This window comes from Dolomitihabitans soli, assembly GCF_022213955.1.
GTDB classification, from domain to species: Bacteria; Actinomycetota; Actinomycetes; order Streptosporangiales; family Streptosporangiaceae; genus Streptosporangium_A; species Streptosporangium_A soli.
Window position 1 is genome coordinate 30,469 of the sequence record NZ_JAKNTW010000046.1, and the last position, 19,560, is coordinate 50,028.

Below are 19,560 nucleotides of genomic sequence, written 5' to 3' on the forward strand. Positions count from 1 at the left end.
CGAAATGGCAGGGAAACGAGGGTTTAACGGCCGTGTGCGATCGCCGTACGGCCTGGCGAGTCATCAGCGGACACGCGGACGGACTATACGGCCCTGGCTCATACGGGTGATTTTCGGACAAGTCGGAGTGGTTGCTTCGGGTCATCATCGGCCCTGTTTCCCGTGGCGGGGACCGTCGTGGCGGGCGGACGTCGGGAGAAGTGCCGATGTCAAACATTTGGCTGAGATGTCCTCCCCGGGGTAGAGGGGCGAGATAAAGTCGAAGGCATCGCCATCGCGGACGCGGCCCGACCGGCCGCGAGTCCCGCGTTGGCGGCTTCCGGTCCATGCCGGGGCGCGCCGCGACAGCTTGCGACGTCCTTTATGGGCTGTTTTGTGTTCGGAGCGCCGTAGCCGGCGGACGCCACGGCGGCGCTTGACATATCGAGGGTCGTGGCCGAGCGGCGGGCGTGGCTCGGTTCGCGACGTCAGATGGGATGGTGGCTGATGCGGGGACGTGATCTGCGGGGGGAACTCGACTCGTTCCTCTCCGAAGTCGAGCCTGGCCTGGTCGACTTCAGGCGTGACCTGCACACACACCCTGAGCTGGCGTTCGCCGAGTACCGCACGACCCAGCGGATCTCCGAGCGGCTCACCGAGGCGGGCGTGATCCACTCCGTGCTGCCCAAGGGCACCGGGCTGATCTGCGAGATGGGCAGCGGCGACGGCCCCACGGTGGCGCTCCGGGCCGACATCGACGCGCTCGCGTTGCCGGACGAGAAGGACGTGCCCTACCGCTCCACGGTGCCGGGCGTCTGCCACGCCTGCGGCCACGACGTGCACACCTCGATCCTGCTCGGCGCCTCGCTCTTCCTCGCCAGGCAGGCCGAGGCCGGTCTGCTGCCCGGACGGGTTCGGATGATCTTCCAGCCCGCCGAGGAGCTGCCCGGCGGCGCGCTGGAGGTGATGGCCGCGGGCGGGCTGACCGGCGTCGACCGCATCTTCGGCCTGCACTGCGACCCCCGGCTCGACGTCGGCAGGGTCGGCCTGCGCACCGGCGCGATCACCTCCGCCTGCGACAAGGTGAAGATCCGGGTGGCCGGTCCCGGCGGCCACACCGCGCGCCCGCACCTGACCGCCGACCTGGTCTTCGCCCTCGCCAAGATCGTCACCGAGCTGCCGGCCGCGCTGTCGCGCCGGGTCGATCCGCGCTCGTCGCTGAGCCTGGTCTGGGGCCGGGTGGAGGCCGGATCCGTGGCCAACGCCATCCCCGACGACGGCATCGCCGAGGGCACCGTCCGCTGTCTCGACGAGGCCGCCTGGCACGGCGCTCCCGACCTGCTCAAATCGCTGCTGGAGTCGGTGTCGAGCGCCTACGGCGTGGATGCCGAGATGGACTACGTCAGGGGCGTGCCCCCGGTCGTCAACGACGAGGAGAGCGTGCAGATGCTCGCGGAGGCGGCCGAGCGGGCCCTCGGCGAGGGCGCCGCCGTACCGACCGAGCAGAGCCTCGGCGGCGAGGACTTCGGATGGTATCTGGAGTCCACGCCCGGCGCCTTCGCCCGGCTCGGCGTCCGCAAGCCGGGTTCGACCGAGCTGAGAGACATCCACCAGGGCATCTTCGACGTGGAGGAGTCCTGCATCGGCATGGGGGTCCGCTTCATGGCGGCCACCGCGCTGACCGCCCTCTGGGAGGGCGGCCGGCCCGGCCTCGGCGACCGGGTCGCCGAGGCCCTCGCCTGACCTCAGAGCAGCGGCCGCCCGCCTGCCACGGGCAGGTTCAGCGTGCTCTTACCCGGCTGCACCTTGATCTGGGTGCCCGCCGGGTAGCGCAGGGTGTAGTCGCGATCGGTGGACAGCAGCACGACGCCGATCCGGTGCCCCGCTTTGAAGGTGTAGTCCTGGGCCTGGAAATCCCACTCGAAGTCGTACATCCTGCCCGGTTTGATCGCCTGTGACCGGTCGTCGCGGTGCCGGTTGCGCACGTCGAGCCAGCCCCGGGTGACGATCTTGAACGGCGCCTCGGCGGTCGTGTGGACGCGCAGGGTCGTGCAGCCGGTGTCGCCCGGCACCCCCTGCCCGTAGCAGTAGACCTCCCCGGTGTTCTGCAGCGCACCGGTCGCCCGGGTGTCGGTCCCGTAGTCGACCAGCAGCGCCGTGAGGTACGGCGAGCGTCCCGCCGCCAGCGAGGCGCGGACCTTGATCGTCGGTGTGCCGGAGATCCGCACGTCGTCCGTCAGCACCGGGGACAGATGGGCGAGCCGGTTCGGATCGGGCGTCTCGGGACCGGCCGCCAGTTCCTCCGCCCTGCGCAGCTTCTGGTCGGTGAAGGAACCCGCCAGGCCGAGCCGTACCGGCAGGGTCCGGGTGCCGGGCAGCGGCCACGAGGCGTGCTGTTCCCACTGGCCGGGGGCGTGCTCCACGTCGGCCTGCGGCTCGTTCATGATCCCGTTGTCGAGGCCGTACAGCCAGTGGTCGAACCAGGCGTGCAACTGGCGGATCCACTCCTTGGCGCGGACGTTGAACGGGCTGGTGTGCGCGCCCTGGTGCAGCCAGATCTTGCGCGGCACCCCGCGATCGCCGAGCGCGTCCCACCACTGGGCGGCCTGCTTGGTCTTGACGTTCCAGTCGTTGAGCCCGTGGACGAGCAGCACGCTGGCGCGCACCTTGCGCACGTCGTCGAGGTAGTTCCGGTCGTCCCAGAAGCGGCTGTAGTCGCCGGTCACCCGGTCCTGTTCGGCCTCGATCTCGTCCATCAGCGCGCCGCAGGCCGCCTGGCCGTCCTGCCGGGTGAGCACGTAGCGGGCCAGTACGTCGGCGTCCTCGCCCTGGTAGCCGCCGGGGGCCAGGACGCCGCCGTTGGCCCGGTAGTAGTCGTACCAGGAGGAGATCGCGGCGATCGGCACGATGGTCTTCAGCCCCTTGACGCCGGTGGTGGCGACGGCGTTGGGCAGGGTGCCGTTGTAGGAGACGCCGATCATGCCGACGTCGCCGGTGGACCAGGTGGCGCTCACCGGGGCGCCGTTGACGTCGAAGCCCCTGGCCCGCCCGTTGAGCCAGTCGATGGCCGCCTTCGGGCCGAGGGTCTCGTTGCGGTCGCCGGTCGTGGGGCAGCCGGTGGCCCGGCCGCTGCCGAGGTTCTCCACCAGCGCGACCGCGTAGCCGCGGGGGACGAAGTAGTTGTCGTAGTAGCCGTCGAACGGGCCGGCCGCCGTGGCGCCCGCGGCCAGCAGCTCGTCGAGCTTGTTCTGCCCGCTGCGGGTCTTGAACTGCTGCTCGTCGTCGATGTCGACGTCGTGGTTGGGCACGTCGTTGCCGCCCGCGTAGTAAGGGCTCGCCTCCATGATGACCGGGACCTTGAGGCCCTGGTCGGTCTCCCTGGGCCGCATGATGTCGACCGCCACCTTGTCGGGGCGGCCGTCGGCGTCGCTGTCGGCGCCGGCCACCTCCACGAAGACGGTCTGCACGATCGCGTCGGCTCGGGAGAACACCGGCTGGGTCGCGTCGTGCTCGATCCTGATCGCCGGCCCGCCGTCGGGTGGGATCGTCGGCCCGCCGGCCAGGGCCGGTTGGGCGCTCAACGCGAGGAGGACCGCGACCAGCGGGACGGCGAACGCCTTCCAGCTGCGGACGGCTGTGGTCATGAACTGCTCCAGGGCTGCTCCGGGGACGTCTCATGACTGTCCTTCACGATCGAGTGCTCGGCAAGATCTCGACAGCAGCCCAAAATTCGACAAAAGTAGTCGCCTGGGGCACGGGCCGGATTTGTTCCTTCTTGTGCCCTGCCCGGATCGTCGCGGGATGTCAGCCGTACAGTTGGGTGGTTTGTCGGCTGATGCCGTAATGTCCCCGGAATCTGTGCTCTGGTCACAGACTCGCCTGAGGTCGGTAACGGAGCGGTTGCGGAGCTGTGCGCGCCTTTGGTTTGCGCTGGTCAAGCAACTATCTTCCGTGCAGGGTCGTCGTGCGTTCTCGGCTCTTGTGACGAGGGTTGAACAGTGATTGATGGCGGGGAAATGGGAGGAGTCACCTTGCTCCGCAATAAATTCGGCAAGCTGGCTGTCAGCACGTTGGCCGGTGCCATGCTCATGGTCACCGCCGCGTGTGGTGGTGGCACTGACAGCGGGACCGCCGCGAGTCCGGAGGCCTCGAAGTCGGGTCTCAAGGTCGGCCTCGCCTTCGACGTCGGAGGCCGTGGCGACAAGTCCTTCAACGACTCCGCCTACGCCGGTCTCGAACGTGCCCAGAAGGAACTCGGCGCGGAGATCAAGGACCTGAGCCCCGCGGGCGACGGCTCCAACCGCGGCGCGCTCCTCGAACAGCTCGCCCAGGCCGGCTACAACCCGATCATCGGCATCGGGTTCGCCTACGAGGCCGACGTGAAGAAGGTCGCCGCGGAATATCCCGACCTCCAGTTCGCGATCGTCGACAGCGGCTCCAGCGGCCCCAATGTCACCGGCCTGACCTTCGCCGAGCACCAGGGCTCCTACCTCGCGGGCGTCGCGGCGGCGCTCAAGTCGAAGTCCGGGCACATCGGCTTCGTCGGCGGCGTGAAGGGCGCGCTGATCGAGAAGTTCGAGGCGGGTTTCGTGGCCGGCGCCAAGGCCACCAAGCCGGACATCAAAATCGCTTCCGAGTATCTCGCCCCCGAGGGACAGTTCGACGGCTTCAAGGCGCCCGAGAAGGGCAAGGCCGAGGCCGAGAAGATGTTCCAGGACGGCGTGGACATCGTCTACCACGCGGCCGGTGACTCCGGCGTCGGCGTCTTCCAGGCGACGGTCGAGGCCAACAAGAACGGTGGCGGCAAGTGGGCCATCGGCGTCGACTCCGACCAGGCGCTGACCATCAAGGAAGCCGACCAGCAGAAGATCATCATGACCTCGATGCTCAAGCGGGTCGACAACGGCGTCTACGAGTTCATCAAGGCGTTCAAGGACGGTGCCAAGGGCGGTCAGACCGTCGCGTACGACCTCAAGGTCGACGGCGTCGGCCTGTCCACCACCGGTGACCACATCTCCGACGTGCAGGCCAAGGTCGACGAGGCCAAGGCGAAGATCGTCAGCGGCGAGATCACGGTCCCCGACAAGCCATGAGATCGTTTCGGCGCGGAACAGGGTAGGACCGCGCGCGAGACCGTGAGGGCCCGGGGAGCAGACCCAGCGTCCGCTCCCCGGGCTTCGCTCTATGGACAACCCTCCCTCAGGAGCACGCATTGTCGACGAGCTCGGACCCCCCTCCGGCGGCGCCACCCGCCGTCGAACTCGAGGGCATCACCAAGCGCTTTCCCGGAGTCGTGGCGAACCACGACATCCGGCTGACCGTCGAACCGGGCACCGTCCACGCGATCGTCGGCGAGAACGGCGCGGGCAAGTCCACCCTCATGAAGATCCTGTACGGCATGCAGAAACCGGACGAGGGAGAGATCCGCGTCAACGGCGAGCAGGTCGTCCTCGCCAACCCCGCCGACGCCATCAAACGCGGCATCGGCATGGTCCACCAGCACTTCATGCTCGCCGACAACTTCACCGTGCTGGAGAACATCGTCCTGGGCGCGGAGCCGACCAGGGCCGGTCGGCTGGACACCGCCTCGGCGCGCACCCGGATCAGGGACCTCGGCGACAGCCACGGCCTCCGAGTCGACCCGGACCGCCTGGTCGAGAACCTGGGCGTCGGCGACCGGCAGCGGGTGGAGATCCTCAAGGTCCTCTACCGCGGCGCCCGCGTCCTGATCCTCGACGAGCCGACGGCGGTCCTGGTGCCCCAGGAGGTCGAGGAGCTGTTCGCCAACCTGCGCGAGCTGACGGCCCAGGGCTTCACCGTGATCTTCATCTCGCACAAACTGGACGAGGTGCTCGGCATCGCCGACGCGATCACCGTGATCCGGCGCGGCACCACCGTGGCCCGCGTGCTGCCGGCCGAGGTGACGGCGCGCCAGCTCGCCGAGCTGATGGTGGGCAGCGAGCTGCCGACCCCCGAGACCCGTGAGTCGACGGTCACCGACCGGGTGGTGCTCGACGTGCGTGAGGCGTCCGTCCTCGGCGAGACCGGCCGGCCGGTGCTGCGCGAGGTGAGTTTCCCCGTGCACGCGGGCGAGGTCGTGGGCATCGCCGGGGTCGAGGGCAACGGGCAGTCGGAGCTGATCTCGGCCATCATGGGGCTCGCGCGGCTGAGCGGCGGGCAGGTGGTGTTCGAGGAGACCGACATCACCGGCTGGTCCACCCGGCAGCGGCGGCAGGCGGGAATCGGCTACATCCCCGAGGATCGCCATCGGGAGGGGCTGCTCCTGGAGTCGTCCATCTGGGAGAACCGGGTGCTCGGTCACCAGGGCGTGCCTCCCGCCCGCAAGGGGATCTGGGTGAACAGGAAGGCCGCGCGCAAGGACACCGCGCGGATCGTCCGCGAGTACGACGTGCGCACGCCGTCCATCGACACGCTCGCCCTGGCGTTGTCGGGCGGCAACCAGCAGAAGCTGATCGTCGGCCGCGAGATGAGCGGCACCCCGAAGTTCCTCATCGCCGCCCACCCGACCCGGGGCGTGGACGTGGGAGCCCAGGCCGCCATCTGGGACCATCTGCGCGGCGCCAGAACCGCCGGGCTGGCCGTACTGCTGATCTCCGCCGACCTCGACGAGCTGATCGGCCTGTCCGACACTCTCTACGTGATCTATCGCGGCCGCTTCGTGGCTCGCCTCGACCCCAGCCAGGTGACGCCTGAGCAGCTTGGTGGATACATGACCGGAGCCATCACCGAGGACGTCTCGTGAAAGACGGCGCGCTGCAACGCACTCTCCTCACCCTGGCCGGCGCCGTCGTCGCGGTGCTGCTCGCCTTCGTGGTCTCCAGCGCCGCGATCATCGTGGCCGGCGCCGATCCCGGCACCGCGCTGCTGGCGATGTTCGACTTCGGCGCCACCGACATCGCCGTGTCCAGCAGCATCGCGCTGATCCTCAACCGGGCGGTCCCGCTGTTCATCGCCGGCCTGGCGGTGGCCATCGGTTTCCGGATGAACCTCTTCAACATCGGCGTCGAGGGCCAGTACCGCGTCGCCGCGCTGACCGCGGCCTTCGTCGGCGGCCAGCTCGCGCTGCCCGCGCCCGTCCACCTGACGGTGATCATCGTGGTCGCGATGGTGGCCGGTGGCCTGTACGCGCTCATCCCCGCGCTGCTCAAGGTCTACCGGGGCGTGAACGAGGTCATCTCCACGATCATGCTGAACTTCATCGCGCTGAGCATGGCCGCCTACCTGGTGCGCGGACCGCTGAGCGGGCCGCGCGACGAGGGCCAGCTCACCACCTCCACCACCCCGTTGCCGGAGTCGGCCCAGCTGCCCAACGCCAACTTCCTGTTCGACCTGTTCGGGATGCCCGCCCCGCGCGGCGCGGGCCTGTGGGGCTTCATCATCGTCGCGGTCGTGGTGGGCGTGGTGATCTGGGCGCTGCTCTCGTTCACCAGGTTCGGGTTCGAGCTCAAGGCCAGCGGCCTCAACGCGACCGCCGCGCTGGCCTCCGGGGTGAACCCCAAGACGATGGTCATCTCGGCCATGGTGCTGTCCGGCGCGATCGCCGGCCTGATCAGCATGCCGGAGATCCTCGGCCGCAGCTTCGCCTACGGCACGGGCTTCACACCCGGTCTCGGCTTCCTCGGCATCGCGGTCGCGCTGCTCGGCCGTAACCAGCCGGTCGGCATCGCGCTGGCCGCGCTGTTGTTCGGGTTCCTCGACCGGGCCTCCGCGCCGCTCCAGTTCGCCGACATCCCGCCGTCCGTCGTCACCATCATCCAGGGATCGATCGTGCTCATGGTCGTCATCGCCAACGAGGTCACCAGGCGAATCGCGTTGCGCTGGGAGGAACGCCGGGCGGCGGCCAGGCTCGCCGTACCGGTGAAGACGGGAGCGACGGCATGACCACCGTGGAGGCCGTCGGGACACGCCGGGTCCGCCGCTACCATCTGGCGCTGATCGGGGTCGCGCTGGCGATCGTCCTGCTGTCGCTGGTCCGCGTGCTCGCCGGCAGCACCGACCTGACCTCCTCGGGCACCTTCGCCATCGCGCTCGCCTTCGCCGTGCCCATCGGGCTGGCCGGGCTCGGCGGCCTGTGGGCGGAGCGGGCCGGGGTGGTCAACATCGGCCTCGAAGGCATGATGGTGCTCGGCACCTGGTTCGCCGGCTGGGCGGGCTACCAGTGGGGAGCGACGGCCGCCGTGGTCGCGGGCCTGCTCGGCGGCGCGCTCGGCGGGCTGGTGCACGCGATCGCCACGGTGTCCTTCGGGGTCGACCACATCATCAGCGGTGTCGCGATCAACCTGATCGGTCCCGGTGTCACCCGGTTCCTGTCCGAGGTGCTGTACGCCGAGGGGTCGCCCGCCAACGAGGCCGGGGCGGGCATCACCAGTTCGCCCACGCTGTCCTCGCCCGCGCCCGAGGTGAGCCTGCCGTTGTTCTCCTCGGGGTCCGACTGGCTGGGCAAACTGGAGAACACCCACTGGTTCCTGCTCTCCGACGTCGCCGGGATCCTGCGCGGCCTCACCCACGAGGTCAACGTGCTGATCATCGTGGCCGTCGCGCTGATCCCGCTGTCGTACTACGTGCTCTGGCGCACCGCCTTCGGGCTGCGGCTGCGCTCGTGCGGCGAGAACCCGTGGGCCGCCGAGTCGCTGGGCGTGAACGTCTACCTCACCAAGTACATCGCGGTGGTCATCTCCGGCGCGCTCGCCGGACTGGGCGGCGTGTTCCTCGTCTTCGTCGCGACCAAGTACGTCGAGGGCCAGACCGGCGGCCGCGGCTTCATCGGCCTGGCCGCGATGATCTTCGGCAACTGGCGGCCGGGGGGCCTGGCCGCCGGGGCGTCCCTGTTCGGTTACGCTGACGGTCTGCAACTACGCAGCTCGCAGGCCGTCACGGGGTTGTTCCTGCTCGGTGCGCTGCTGCTGATCCTCTACGTGGGCATGCGGCTGCGCCGCGGTCCCCTCGGGGACCAGGGGGCGGGTCACTACACCGTGGTGGGGCTCTCCGCGCTCGGTGCGGCCGTGTTCTTCTGGCTCTGGCTGACCGTCGAGGCGCTGCCCAGCGAGTTCGTGTTCATCACTCCGCACGTCCTCACGCTGCTGGTGCTCTCGGTCGCCTCGCAGCGGCTGCGGATGCCCAAGGCGGACGGCGTGCCGTATCGCAGAGGGGACCAGCATTGATCGCCTGGGACGTGCTCAGGGCCGCAGCGGTCGAGGCGATGAACCACGCCTACGCGCCCTACTCCAAGTTCCCGGTCGGCGCCGCCGCGCTGGTCGACGACGGCCGGATCGTGTCCGGCTGCAACGTCGAGAACGCCTCCTACGGCCTGGGGCTGTGCGCCGAGTGCGGGCTCGTCTCCGCGCTGCACGCCTCGGGCGGCGGCCGGCTGGTCGCCTTCACCTGTGTGGACGGGCACGAGGAGCCGCTCATGCCGTGCGGCCGGTGCCGCCAGCTGCTGCACGAGCACGGCGGGCCCGAGCTGCTCGTCGAGACCGTCGACGGGCCGAAGCGGCTGGGGGAGCTGCTGCCCTACGCCTTCGGGCCCGACGACCTGACCAGAGGGGCCTGATTGGACGCCATCGACGTCATCGTCACCAAGCGCGAGCGGGGGACCCTGTCCCGCGAGCAGATCGACTGGGTGGTCGGCGCCTACACCAGGGGCGAGGTCGCCGAGGAGCAGATGTCGGCGCTCGCCATGGCCATCCTGCTCAACGGCATGGACCGCGGTGAGATCGCCGGCTGGACCCAGGCGATGATCGACTCGGGTGAGCGGATGGACTGGTCGGCGCTCGACCGGCCGACGGCCGACAAGCACTCCACCGGCGGCGTCGGCGACAAGATCACCCTCCCGCTGGCCCCGCTGGTGGCCGCCTGCGGCGCGTACGTGCCGCAGCTCTCCGGTCGCGGCCTGGGGCACACCGGGGGCACGCTCGACAAGCTGGAGTCGATCCCCGGCTGGCGGGCCTCGCTGTCCCAGGAGGAGATGCTCGGCGTGCTCCGTACGGCGGGCGCCGTCGTCTGCGCGGCGGGCGGCGGGCTCGCCCCCGCCGACCGGAAGCTCTACTCCCTGCGCGACGTCACCGGCACCGTCGAGTCGATCCCGCTGATCGCCTCGTCCATCATGTCCAAGAAGATCGCCGAGGGCACCGGCTCGCTGGTGCTCGACGTGAAGGTCGGCTCCGGCGCGTTCATGAAGACCGTCGAGCGGGCCCGCGAACTGGCCACGACCATGGTCGAACTGGGCACCGACGCGGGCGTGCGCACCGTCGCCCTGCTCACCGCCATGGACCGGCCCCTCGGCCGCGCCGTGGGCAACGCCCTGGAGGTCGCCGAGTCGGTCGAGGTGCTCGCCGGCGGCGGACCCGCCGACGTGGTGGAACTGACCGTACGGCTGGCCCGCGAGATGCTGGCCGCCGCGGGCGTCTCCGGCAAGGATCCCGAGGTGGCGTTGAAGGACGGCTCCGCCATGGACGCCTGGCGTCGCATGATCATCGCCCAGGAGGGCGACCCCGACGCGCTGCTGCCCCGGGCCGCGGAGACCATGGTGGTCACCGCGCCCGCGTCCGGCGTGCTGTCCCGCCTCGACGCCTACGCCGTGGGCCTGGCCGCCTGGCGGCTGGGCGCGGGCAGGGCGCGCAAGGAGGACCCGGTGTCCTTCGGCGCGGGCGTCACCCTGCACGCCAAGCCCGGTGACCTGGTCCGGGCCGGCGCACCCCTGCTGACCCTGCACGCCGACGAGACCGCCCGCTTCGACCGGGCCCTCTCAGCCCTGGCAGGAGGCTACGAGATCGCCCCGGCGAGCGACCCCACCCTGCTTCCCCTGGTCATCGACCGAATCGCCTAGACCGACGCGGCGTCCGCAAACCTCCGCCGGGGTCCAAGAGGCTCCGACCTCGGCGAACACGACTCCCGGAGCCGACGGACACCGCACGGGCCGCGTTGGCCGACTTCTGACCGTTGCGTTCACGATTCCCGGAGCCGACGGACGCCGCACGGGACGTGCTGGCCGACTTCTGACCGCTGTGTTCACGACTCCCCGATAGCCGGTGGACGCGGACGCCGCACGGGACGTGTTGGCCGACTCCTGACCGTTGCGTTCACGACTCCCGGAGCCGGTGAACCCGGATATCGCACCGGCCGCGTTCGGAACCGAAGGAGCCACGTCACCTCTGGCCGTGACGGCGCTCAGCCACCCGCGCCTGAGTAGCGTTGACCCCGCGGGGCGTCACTGGCGACGGCGGGTGGCGTTTCGGTGGCGGGCCGTAATATCTACGCGGCGAGGCGGGTGAGGTGGTGGGCGAGGACGGTGCGGTGGGTGGGGAGTGCGGCGTCGTGTTTGCTGCGGCCCTGTTCGGTGAGGCAGACGAAGACGCCCCGGCGGTCCTGGTCGCAGACGGTCCGGCTGACCAGGCCGGCCCGGTCGAGGCGGGTGATCAGCCGCGACAGGGCGCTCTGGCTCAGGTGGACGGCGTCGGCGAGTTCCTGGACGCGGTATTTCGGATGGCCGCCCTCGACCATGCGATCGAGCACCTCGAACTCGCTGGGGCCCAGGCCGTGCTTGTCGTTCAGCTCGCGTTCGAGCGCACACCAGACCTCGGCGTGCTGTGCCAGCAGCCGACGCCACGCTGTGACCACCGCGTCCTCGCTCACAGCCCGGATTGTACCATGCATGAACATTAGATGCACAGGCATAAATTGTTGGCGCATTAGATGCAGATGCATGTAATGTCTCCGGCATGCCTTCTTCGTCACCCATCCCGACTACCGCCGAGCGCTGGGACCCGCGCCTCTGGGGCGCGCTGACCGTGCTCTGCGGTGTCGTATTCCTGGACGCGCTCGACGTTTCGATGGTGGGCGTCGCCCTGCCTTCCATCCAAGCCGAGCTCGGCATGACCACGTCCTCCCTGCAGTGGGTGGTCAGCGGCTACGTGCTCGGGTACGGCGGTCTGCTGCTGCTCGGGGGCCGGACCGCCGACCTGCTCGGCCGCCGCGGAGTCTTCCTGATCGCGCTCGCGGTGTTCGCGTTCGCGTCACTCCTCGGCGGCCTGGTCGACGACGGCGCCCTGCTGATCGCCGCCAGGTTCGTCAAGGGGATCAGCGCGGCCTTCACCGCCCCGGCTGCCCTCTCCATCATCACCACGACCTTCGCCGAGGGCCCCGCCCGCAACAAGGCCCTCAGCATCTTCACCGCCTGCGGAGCGAGCGGCTTCTCGCTCGGCCTGGTGCTGTCGGGACTGCTGACCGAGATCGGCTGGCGGTGGACCTTCCTCATGCCGGTGCCGATCGCCATCATCGCGTTGATCGCCGGACTGAAGCTGCTGCCCCGCCACAAGGGCGAGCGCGCCACCGGCGGCTACGACCTGATCGGCGCCGCCACGATCACCGGCTCCATGCTCCTGCTGGTCTACGGGGTCGTCGAGGCCCCCGCCGCCGGCTGGGTCTCGCTCCAGACGCTGGGCACCCTCGGCGGCGCGCTGGTGCTGCTCGGCGTCTTCGTGGCGGTCGAGTTCAGGGTCAAGCACCCCCTGGTACGGCTCGGCATCCTGCGTTCGGGGCCGCTCGTCCGGGCCAACCTCGGACTGGTGATCCTGTTCGGCTCCTACGTCGGCTTCCAGTTCGTGGCCATGCAGTACTTCCAGAACCTGCTGCACTGGTCGGCGCTGGAGACCGCGCTGGCGTTCCTGCCCGCCGGCCTCATCGTCGCCCTGAGCTCCACCAAGATGGGCGACCTCGCCGACCGGTTCGGCACCCAGCGGTTGATCGCGATCGGCGCGGCGGCCCTCGCCGGCGGGTACACGATCTTCCTCGCGGTCGACGAGAACCCCAGCCTCGGCGCCATGATCATCCCGGGCATGGTGCTGCTCGGCATCGCCTTCGGCCTGTCCTTCCCGTCGCTGAACATCCAGGCCACCAACGGCGTGGTGGACGACGAACAGGGACTGGCCTCCGGGCTGCTCAACACTTCGGGCCAGGTCGGCGGCGCGGTCGTGCTCGCCATCGTCACGGGCGTGCTGACCTCCACGACCGGCGCCCCCATCGTGGGCATCCGCGCCGCGATCGGAGTCTCGGCCGTGCTGGCCGTGGCCGGCTTCGTGATCGCGCTGACCGGCCTGAGGTTCCGGCGCAGCGCGCCCGAGGCCGTGGTGGACGAAAAAGTTCTGGAAACCGTGTGACCTGAGAGACGGCTCCTGCACCTTCGGGTGCGGGAGCCGTTCCATGGGGCTGAACCGCGGGGCCGACGGGTATTCAACCGGCATGACCGGCACGCGGATCATCATCGCTCTCGTTCTGCTCCCGCTGCTCGCCGCCTGCGGCGGCGGGGGAGACACCGCACGACCCGTCCCGGACGCGCCCGCGGCGATCCCCGCGACCACGTCCGCGACGTCGCCCGTCAGATCGCCGGCCGCGCTCGGCCCGCCCACCGGGACCGAGGAGGTCGAGGTGACGCACGCGACCAGCGCTCAGCCGCTGGTGAAGCGGGCCAGGTTCGCCGGTCACGCCGGATACGACCGGGTGGTGATCGACATCGACGGCGAGGTGCCCGGATACACCGTCCGCTGGGTGGACGAGCTGGTCCACGACGGCTCGGGAGAGCCGATCGCCGTCAAGGGCGGCGCCTACCTCCAGGTCTTTCTCACCCCCGCCAACGCCCACACCGAGGACGGCTCGGCCACCTGGACCGGCGGGCCGATCTTCTCGGCCGACCTTGCCAACGTCCGGAAAGTCGTCAAGACCGGTGACTTCGAGGGCGTCGTGAGCGTCGGCATCGTCCTGGACCACCGCGCCGGATTCCGGGTACTCGAACAGAAGAGCCCCAGCAGACTGGTTATCGACGTCGCACACTGACAGGCTGTCCGGGTGGGAAGACTCATCGAAACCGCTACCCGGATCCCGGTGCCGGGCGGCAAGGTAATCGACGAATACGCCGGGCGGGTCAACACCGGAGACGAACGTGTGTCCGTCGCGCACATGGTGGCGCCGGCCGGGTGGTCGGAACCTCCGCAAACGCCGGAGTTCGCCGAATACACTCTCGTGCTGCGCGGCAGTGTGCTCGTCGAGCACGACGGCGGCACCACCGAGGTGGCCACCGGGCAGGCGTTCGTCAGCGAACCGGGCGAGAAGATCCGTTACAGCGCCGGTCCGAGGGGCGCCGAATATGTCGCGGTCTGCCTCCCGGCCTTCGCACCGGACACCGCCCATCGGGAAGCCTAAGATGTCAGGATGAGCCAGCTGCCCACCCTAGACGCGATACGGCGAGCCCCGAAGGTGCTGCTCCACGATCACCTCGACGGGGGGCTCCGCGCCGAGACGATCGTGGACCTGGCCCGCGCCTCCGGCTACGACCGGCTGCCCACCAACGACCCGGCGGACCTGCGCGTCTGGTTCCAGGAAGCGTCCGACTCCGGCTCGCTGGAGCGCTACCTGGAGACCTTCGAGCACACGGTCGGCGTGATGCAGTCACGGGAGGCGCTGGTCCGGGTCGCGGCCGAGTGCGCCGAGGACCTCGCCGACGACGGCGTCGTCTACGCCGAGGTCCGTTACGCCCCGGAGTTGCACACCTCCGCCGGGCTCTCCCTCGACGAGGTCGTCGAAGCCGTGCTCGAAGGCTTCAGACTCGGCTCGCAGGGCCGTACGATCAGGGTCGGGTCGCTGCTCACGGCCATGCGCCACCAGGCGCGGTCGCGGGAGATCGCCGAGTTGGCGGTCCGCTACCGCGACGTGGGCGTGGTCGGGTTCGACATCGCCGGCGCCGAGGCCGGCTACCCGCCCACCCGGCACCTCGACGCCTTCGAATACCTCCAGCGCGAGAACGCCCACTTCACCATCCACGCCGGTGAGGGCTTCGGCCTGCCGTCCATCTGGCAGGCCATCCAGTGGTGCGGCGCCGACCGCCTCGGGCACGGCGTGCGCATCATCGACGACATCGCCGTCTCCGGCGACGGCGAGGCCAAGCTGGGCGGGCTCGCCGCCTACGTCCGCGACAAGCGGATCCCGCTGGAGATGTGCCCCACCTCCAACCTGCAGACCGGCGCCGCCCCCTCCATCGCCGAGCACCCCATCGGGCTGCTCCGCCGCCTGCACTTCCGGGTGACCGTCAACACCGACAACCGCCTGATGAGTGGCACCACGCTGTCCCTGGAGTTCGCCAAGCTCGCCGAGGCGTTCGGCTACGACTGGGATGATCTGCTGTGGTTCACGGTGAACGCGATGAAGTCCGCCTTCATCCCGTTCGACGAACGGCTCGCCCTCATCAACGGCCTGATCAAGCCCGGTTACGCGCAGCTCAAATGGGCGGTGCAGGCGCCGTGAAACAGGTCTACCGGTCGAAGGCCGCCCAGGTGCTCGGCTGGATCTGGGTGGTGTTCGCGGCCGTGATGGGCGTCGACCTGGTCGTGCGTTACAACGGCGCGCCCTCCCTGGTCGCCGCCGCCGTCCTGGCCGTGCTCACCGCCCTCATCGTGGTGACCTCCCTGCGCCCCGCCACCATCGTGCGCGAGGACGGCGCACTCATCCGCAACCCCTTCCGTGACACCTTCATCCCGTGGGCCGCCATCGACGACGTCCGCGTCTCCCACGCCATCACGATCGGGTACGGCGAGCAGACCGTCCGCTGCTGGACCCCCCAGTCCTCCGCCCGCGAACGCGCCTCCGCCGTACGCCGCAGCACCTCCTCCGTCCGCAAGGGGCGCTTCCAGAGCGAGCCCAGCCGCACCCGGGGCGAACAGTCCGCCCTTGAGGCCATGACCGGCCGCACCCACGCCGACTTCGTCGCCGACCAGCTGACGGAGAAGATGGAGGCGGCCCATCGCAAGGCCGGCGGCACCGAGACCCCCGCTCCCCGCACCACCTGGTCCCTCCCCACGCTCGTCCTGTGCGCGGCCACCCTCGCCCTGGTCGTCGCAGCCTTCCTCGTCTCCTGACCGCCCCTGACCGCCTCCGCCTCCGCGGAGCCGGTCCCGTAGCCGCGCGGGTGGTGGTCGCGGCCACTGATTAATGTCAGGCGTATGGACATTGATCAGGCGATGGACCTGGACCTCGGCCGGATCGCGGAAGCCGCGAAGACGATCGACCCGGTGTTCTCGAACACGCCGCAGTACGTCGACGAGCAGCTCAGCGCACGCCTCGGGCATGAGGTGCTGGTCAAGGTGGAGACCGTCAACCCGCTGCGCTGCTTCAAGGGGCGCGGCGCGGACTTCCTCATGAGCGGGCTGACCCCCGACCGCCGCGTGGTCTGCGCGTCCTCGGGCAACTTCGGCCAGGCGATGGCGTACGCGGGACGGGCCCGTGGCATCCCGGTCGCGGTCTTCGCCAGGCCCGGCATCAACCCTGCGAAGAAGGCCAGGATCACCGCCCTGGGCGCCGAGGTGATCACGGTGGAGGGCGATTTCCGTGCGGCGGCCCGTGCGTACGCGGCCGCGCGTCCGGACCGGCTCTACATCGCCGATGGGAGGGAACCCGCGGTGGCCGAGGGCGCGGGCACGATCGGCCTGGAGCTCATGCGGTCGGGCCCGTTCGACGCGATCGTGATCCAGGTGGGCGACGGCGCACTGATCAACGGCGTCGCCCGCTGGGTCAAGGCGCACGCGCCGGCGACCCGGATCATCGGCGTGTGCGCCACCGGCGCGCCCGCGCTGGCCGAGAGCTGGCGTACCGGCCGGGTGGTCCACGCCGAGCCGGACACCATCGCCGAGGGCATCGACATCGACCAGCCGGTGCCGGAGTCCGTACGCCGGATGCGGACGCTGGTCGACGACATGGTGCTGGTGGACGATGGCGCGATGATCGCAGCCGCCGACCTCGTACGGGTCGCTCTCGGCCTGGTCATCGAGCCGGCCGGCGCGGCCGGCCTCGCCGCGATCGCGGTGCACGACCTCCCGGGACGCCGTCTCGCCGCTATCCTGACCGGCGGCAATGTTCGGCCGGAGCCGCTCAGGGAGGCACCGTGACGGTCCTGCGGGTAAGCACACAGATGTGGCCGATGGAGTCCTGGCCGAGGGCTGGCGGGCTGTGGCGCCAGGCGGAGGAGTTCGGATTCGACACCGCGTGGGTCGCCGACCACGTGGCCTGGCGCGGAAACACGCCATGGCACGACAGCTACGCCACGCTGGCCGCCGCGGCGGCGGTGACCACGCGAATCCGGCTCGGGACGCTGGTCACCTCGCCCAACTTCCGGCACCCGGTACCCACCGCGACCGCCGCCAAGACCATCGACGACATCAGCGGTGGCCGGCTCACCCTCGGCATCGGCTCGGGCGGAGTGAACCGGAACTCCGACGCCGGCATCCTCGGTGGCCCCGAGTGGCCGCCCGCCGAACGGGCCGACCGGTTCGCCGAATGGGTGGAACTGCTCGACCGGCTGCTCCGCGGGCCCGAGACGACCTACGAGGGCGCCTACTATTCGGCACGCGAGGTTCTCACCGCCCCCGGCTGTGTGCAACGCCCCAGGGTCCCGTTCGCGATCGCGGCCACCGGTAGCCGCGGGATGCGACTGGCCGCCCGGTACGGCGACATGTGGGTCACCAACGGGAACCAGCGGATGCCGGACCAACCACAGCGGGCCGTACGCGAGCAGGTGGAGGCGTTGCACGAGGCCTGCGCGGCCGAGGGACGTGACCCCGCCCAGCTCCGGCGCCTGCTGCTGACCGGCTTCACCGATGAACCCTGGTGCGAATCCCTGGCTGCCTTCCAGGACCTCGCGGGCCGCTACGGCGAACTCGGCATCACCGACATCGCCCTGCACTGGCCCCGGCCCGACAGCGCCTGGGCCGCCGACATGAACGTCTTCGAGGCCATCGCCCGATCCATGTCCGAGTAATCCGGCCGGCCACCCCCACCGCCGGCCGGAGAAACGAGGACGATCCGCTCTAGGACGACGATCTGCGTGTGACCTCTCTCACTGGCGGAGGAGATGGCCCACGTGCCTGTCGTCGCGGCGGCCGGCCCGGTGCGCTGGAGTGGCGTCGACCCGCGGACGCCGGCTGCCTACGGCGGCCGGGCGTGCCGTACGAGTGCGTGGTCGCCGTGCGCTGCCCTCACCGGGCCGCCGAAAGTCCCCCGGTTGCCGGCGACGGTCGTCGGCCCCCTGCACTGCCGGCGGTCGGCGTCGTTCGCAGGCTCGGTGCGTGGTCAGGGGCGCCAGGCGTCGAGGAGGTCCTCCGGGGTGATCGGTGTCGCTTCGGTGGTCGTCGTTCCGCTGCGGGAGACGGCGAACAGGGGGGTCGAGGTGTCGCCGCCGGGGAGGCGGGAGACGTGGGCGATGAGTTCGCGGAGGTCGTGCTGGTCGAAGGGGCGGTTCTCCAGCCACTTGATCGACCCGGCCATTGTGATCTTCTTCGCGATCGGTTCGCGGTCGGCGCCGATGATGTCGATCTCTGGATCATTGCTTCGCGTCCAGTAGCCGCCGACGGCCGCTGTCCCTTCGGGGATGACCTCTCCGGACATGCGGCGAAGGGATTCGCGGATGACCGGCTCCACGGCGGTCCCGCGCCAGGACGTCCACATCCGGCGTATCCGATCCAGCACGAGATCACCTCTGTCCCGCTCGATCTCCGTCAGGTGCGGCCCGATGAAGGCGAGCCAGAATCGCAGATGCGTGTCGGCGACGTGGTACCGGGTCTCGCGGGAGGGCCGGGTCGACAGTGGCAGCTCGGCGACGATCATCCGCTTCTCCAGGAGAAGTTGCAGAGCGCGGTTCATCGACGTGCTGGGTATGCCGCCGGACGCCTGCGCGATCGCCGAGCGAGTGCGCTGCCCCGACCCGATCGCCGTCAGCAGCGTCCGAGCCTGCGCATCGGGGGGAAACTCGGCGGCGAGGGCACGTTCCCCGCTCACCACCAGGGCCGAGGTGGAATCGATCAGGGCGTTCTGCAGGTAGTCGAAGACGGACTCGCCCGGCCTCCATTCCTCACAGATCATCGGTAGCCCACCCGAGATCAAGTGAGCGTCGAACGCCTCGGCGGCAGGCAGCCGCAGCTTCTCGGACACGTCGGAGGGGGTGAGCGGTGCGACCACCATCTCGGTGGCCCGCATGTAGAAGGGCCGGTCGTAGGCGTTGATCGCCTCCATCATCGATAGGTCCGAGCCGATCAGGAGGAGAAGGACCGGGATCCGAGAGAACTCCCGGTCGAACAGCCTCTGCAGCTTGCTTTCCAGGTAGGGGTCGCCGGTGATGAGGTAGGGCAGCTCATCGATGACGACGATGCTCGGCGTCTGTCGCGGAAGCGCGCTGGCGAGAAGATGGAGGGCCGCCTCCCAGCTCTCGGTCGCCTGATCGGCGAAGCTCGCGGCACCGGGCAGGTTGGACTCCGCCGCGTCGGTGAGAAACTTGGTCAACTGCGTCTTGAGAGTCTCATGGACAGCGGTGAAGTACAGGTAGGGAACGTCCGCCCGCCGGATGAACTCCTCCGCCAGCCGTGACTTGCCGACCCGGCGGCGTCCGCGCATGAGGATGGCCCGCCCCGGCCGATCGACCGTTCCTCCGTCTTTTACCCGCTCGAACAGCCGGCCCAGTTTGGCCAGCTCCCGTTGCCGCCCAATGAAGCCCTCCACTGATACCTCCAACTGTGGTAGTACCAAATT

Annotated in this window: 17 protein-coding genes; 14 read left to right on the top strand and 3 right to left on the bottom strand. The window is 69.9% G+C overall.

What is annotated here, in order from left to right:
* Window positions 1-486 precede the first annotated feature (486 nt).
* Window positions 487-1,722 (top strand): amidohydrolase, encoded by a 1,236-nt coding sequence (locus MBA17_RS46630; protein ID WP_238505326.1) that lies wholly within the window; start codon window positions 487-489, stop codon window positions 1,720-1,722.
* A 2-nt stretch (window positions 1,723-1,724) separates the two neighbouring features.
* On the opposite strand, the gene MBA17_RS46635 is transcribed toward MBA17_RS46630, so the two are convergent.
* On the bottom strand, window positions 1,725-3,623 hold the full coding sequence (locus MBA17_RS46635; protein WP_238505335.1) for a Xaa-Pro dipeptidyl-peptidase: 1,899 nt from the start codon (window positions 3,621-3,623) through the stop codon (window positions 1,725-1,727).
* Between the two features lie 387 nt (window positions 3,624-4,010).
* Between MBA17_RS46635 and MBA17_RS46640 the strand changes: the two genes are divergently transcribed.
* From MBA17_RS46640 to MBA17_RS46665, 6 genes are all read left to right on the top strand, one after another.
* A complete protein-coding gene (locus MBA17_RS46640) occupies window positions 4,011-5,072 on the top strand; it encodes a BMP family lipoprotein (protein ID WP_238505337.1) in 1,062 nt (353 codons plus the stop codon).
* A 119-nt stretch (window positions 5,073-5,191) separates the two neighbouring features.
* Entirely contained in the window at window positions 5,192-6,742 is a 1,551-nt protein-coding gene (locus tag MBA17_RS46645) for an ABC transporter ATP-binding protein (protein ID WP_238505338.1), read from the top strand.
* Complete coding sequence (locus tag MBA17_RS46650; protein ID WP_238505340.1) at window positions 6,739-7,881, top strand: ABC transporter permease; 1,143 nt, start codon at window positions 6,739-6,741, stop codon at window positions 7,879-7,881. The genes MBA17_RS46645 and MBA17_RS46650 overlap by 4 nt, the downstream gene beginning before the upstream one ends.
* Window positions 7,878-9,161 (top strand): ABC transporter permease, encoded by a 1,284-nt coding sequence (locus tag MBA17_RS46655; RefSeq protein WP_238505341.1) that lies wholly within the window; start codon window positions 7,878-7,880, stop codon window positions 9,159-9,161. Before MBA17_RS46650 ends, MBA17_RS46655 begins: the two co-directional genes overlap by 4 nt.
* Window positions 9,158-9,550: a cytidine deaminase gene (locus MBA17_RS46660; protein WP_274386991.1), complete on the top strand. Its 393-nt coding sequence runs from the start codon at window positions 9,158-9,160 to the stop codon at window positions 9,548-9,550. Before MBA17_RS46655 ends, MBA17_RS46660 begins: the two co-directional genes overlap by 4 nt.
* A complete protein-coding gene (locus MBA17_RS46665) occupies window positions 9,551-10,825 on the top strand; it encodes a thymidine phosphorylase (protein WP_238505342.1) in 1,275 nt (424 codons plus the stop codon).
* 425 nt (window positions 10,826-11,250) lie between these two features.
* On the opposite strand, the gene MBA17_RS46670 is transcribed toward MBA17_RS46665, so the two are convergent.
* Window positions 11,251-11,631, bottom strand: a complete 381-nt coding sequence (locus MBA17_RS46670; RefSeq protein WP_238505350.1) for a MarR family winged helix-turn-helix transcriptional regulator — start codon at window positions 11,629-11,631, stop codon at window positions 11,251-11,253.
* 86 nt (window positions 11,632-11,717) lie between these two features.
* On the opposite strand from MBA17_RS46670, the gene MBA17_RS46675 reads away from it, so the two are divergent.
* The 7 genes from MBA17_RS46675 to MBA17_RS46705 all read left to right on the top strand — a co-directional run bounded on the left by MBA17_RS46675 (window position 11,718) and on the right by MBA17_RS46705 (window position 17,797).
* Entirely contained in the window at window positions 11,718-13,154 is a 1,437-nt protein-coding gene (locus tag MBA17_RS46675) for an MFS transporter (RefSeq protein ID WP_238505352.1), read from the top strand.
* Between the two features lie 82 nt (window positions 13,155-13,236).
* A complete protein-coding gene (locus tag MBA17_RS46680) occupies window positions 13,237-13,827 on the top strand; it encodes an AMIN-like domain-containing (lipo)protein (RefSeq protein WP_238505354.1) in 591 nt (196 codons plus the stop codon).
* A 12-nt stretch (window positions 13,828-13,839) separates the two neighbouring features.
* Window positions 13,840-14,193 carry a cupin domain-containing protein gene (locus tag MBA17_RS46685; RefSeq protein WP_238505356.1) on the top strand — a complete coding sequence of 118 codons (354 nt, stop codon included), beginning with the start codon at window positions 13,840-13,842 and terminating at the stop codon, window positions 14,191-14,193.
* 9 nt (window positions 14,194-14,202) lie between these two features.
* Window positions 14,203-15,291, top strand: coding sequence for an adenosine deaminase (locus tag MBA17_RS46690; RefSeq protein ID WP_238505358.1), 1,089 nt, complete (start codon window positions 14,203-14,205; stop codon window positions 15,289-15,291).
* Window positions 15,288-15,902, top strand: a complete 615-nt coding sequence (locus MBA17_RS46695; protein WP_238505359.1) for a PH domain-containing protein — start codon at window positions 15,288-15,290, stop codon at window positions 15,900-15,902. Before MBA17_RS46690 ends, MBA17_RS46695 begins: the two co-directional genes overlap by 4 nt.
* A gap of 84 nt (window positions 15,903-15,986) precedes the next feature.
* Window positions 15,987-16,928: a threonine ammonia-lyase gene (locus MBA17_RS46700; protein ID WP_238505362.1), complete on the top strand. Its 942-nt coding sequence runs from the start codon at window positions 15,987-15,989 to the stop codon at window positions 16,926-16,928.
* On the top strand, window positions 16,925-17,797 hold the full coding sequence (locus tag MBA17_RS46705; RefSeq protein WP_238505373.1) for an LLM class flavin-dependent oxidoreductase: 873 nt from the start codon (window positions 16,925-16,927) through the stop codon (window positions 17,795-17,797). The genes MBA17_RS46700 and MBA17_RS46705 overlap by 4 nt, the downstream gene beginning before the upstream one ends.
* Window positions 17,798-18,108: 311 nt before the next feature.
* Here the strand turns inward: MBA17_RS46705 and MBA17_RS46710 are convergent, their stop codons facing one another.
* On the bottom strand, window positions 18,109-19,530 hold the full coding sequence (locus MBA17_RS46710; RefSeq protein WP_238505377.1) for an ATP-binding protein: 1,422 nt from the start codon (window positions 19,528-19,530) through the stop codon (window positions 18,109-18,111).
* Between the last annotated feature and the right edge of the window lie 30 nt (window positions 19,531-19,560).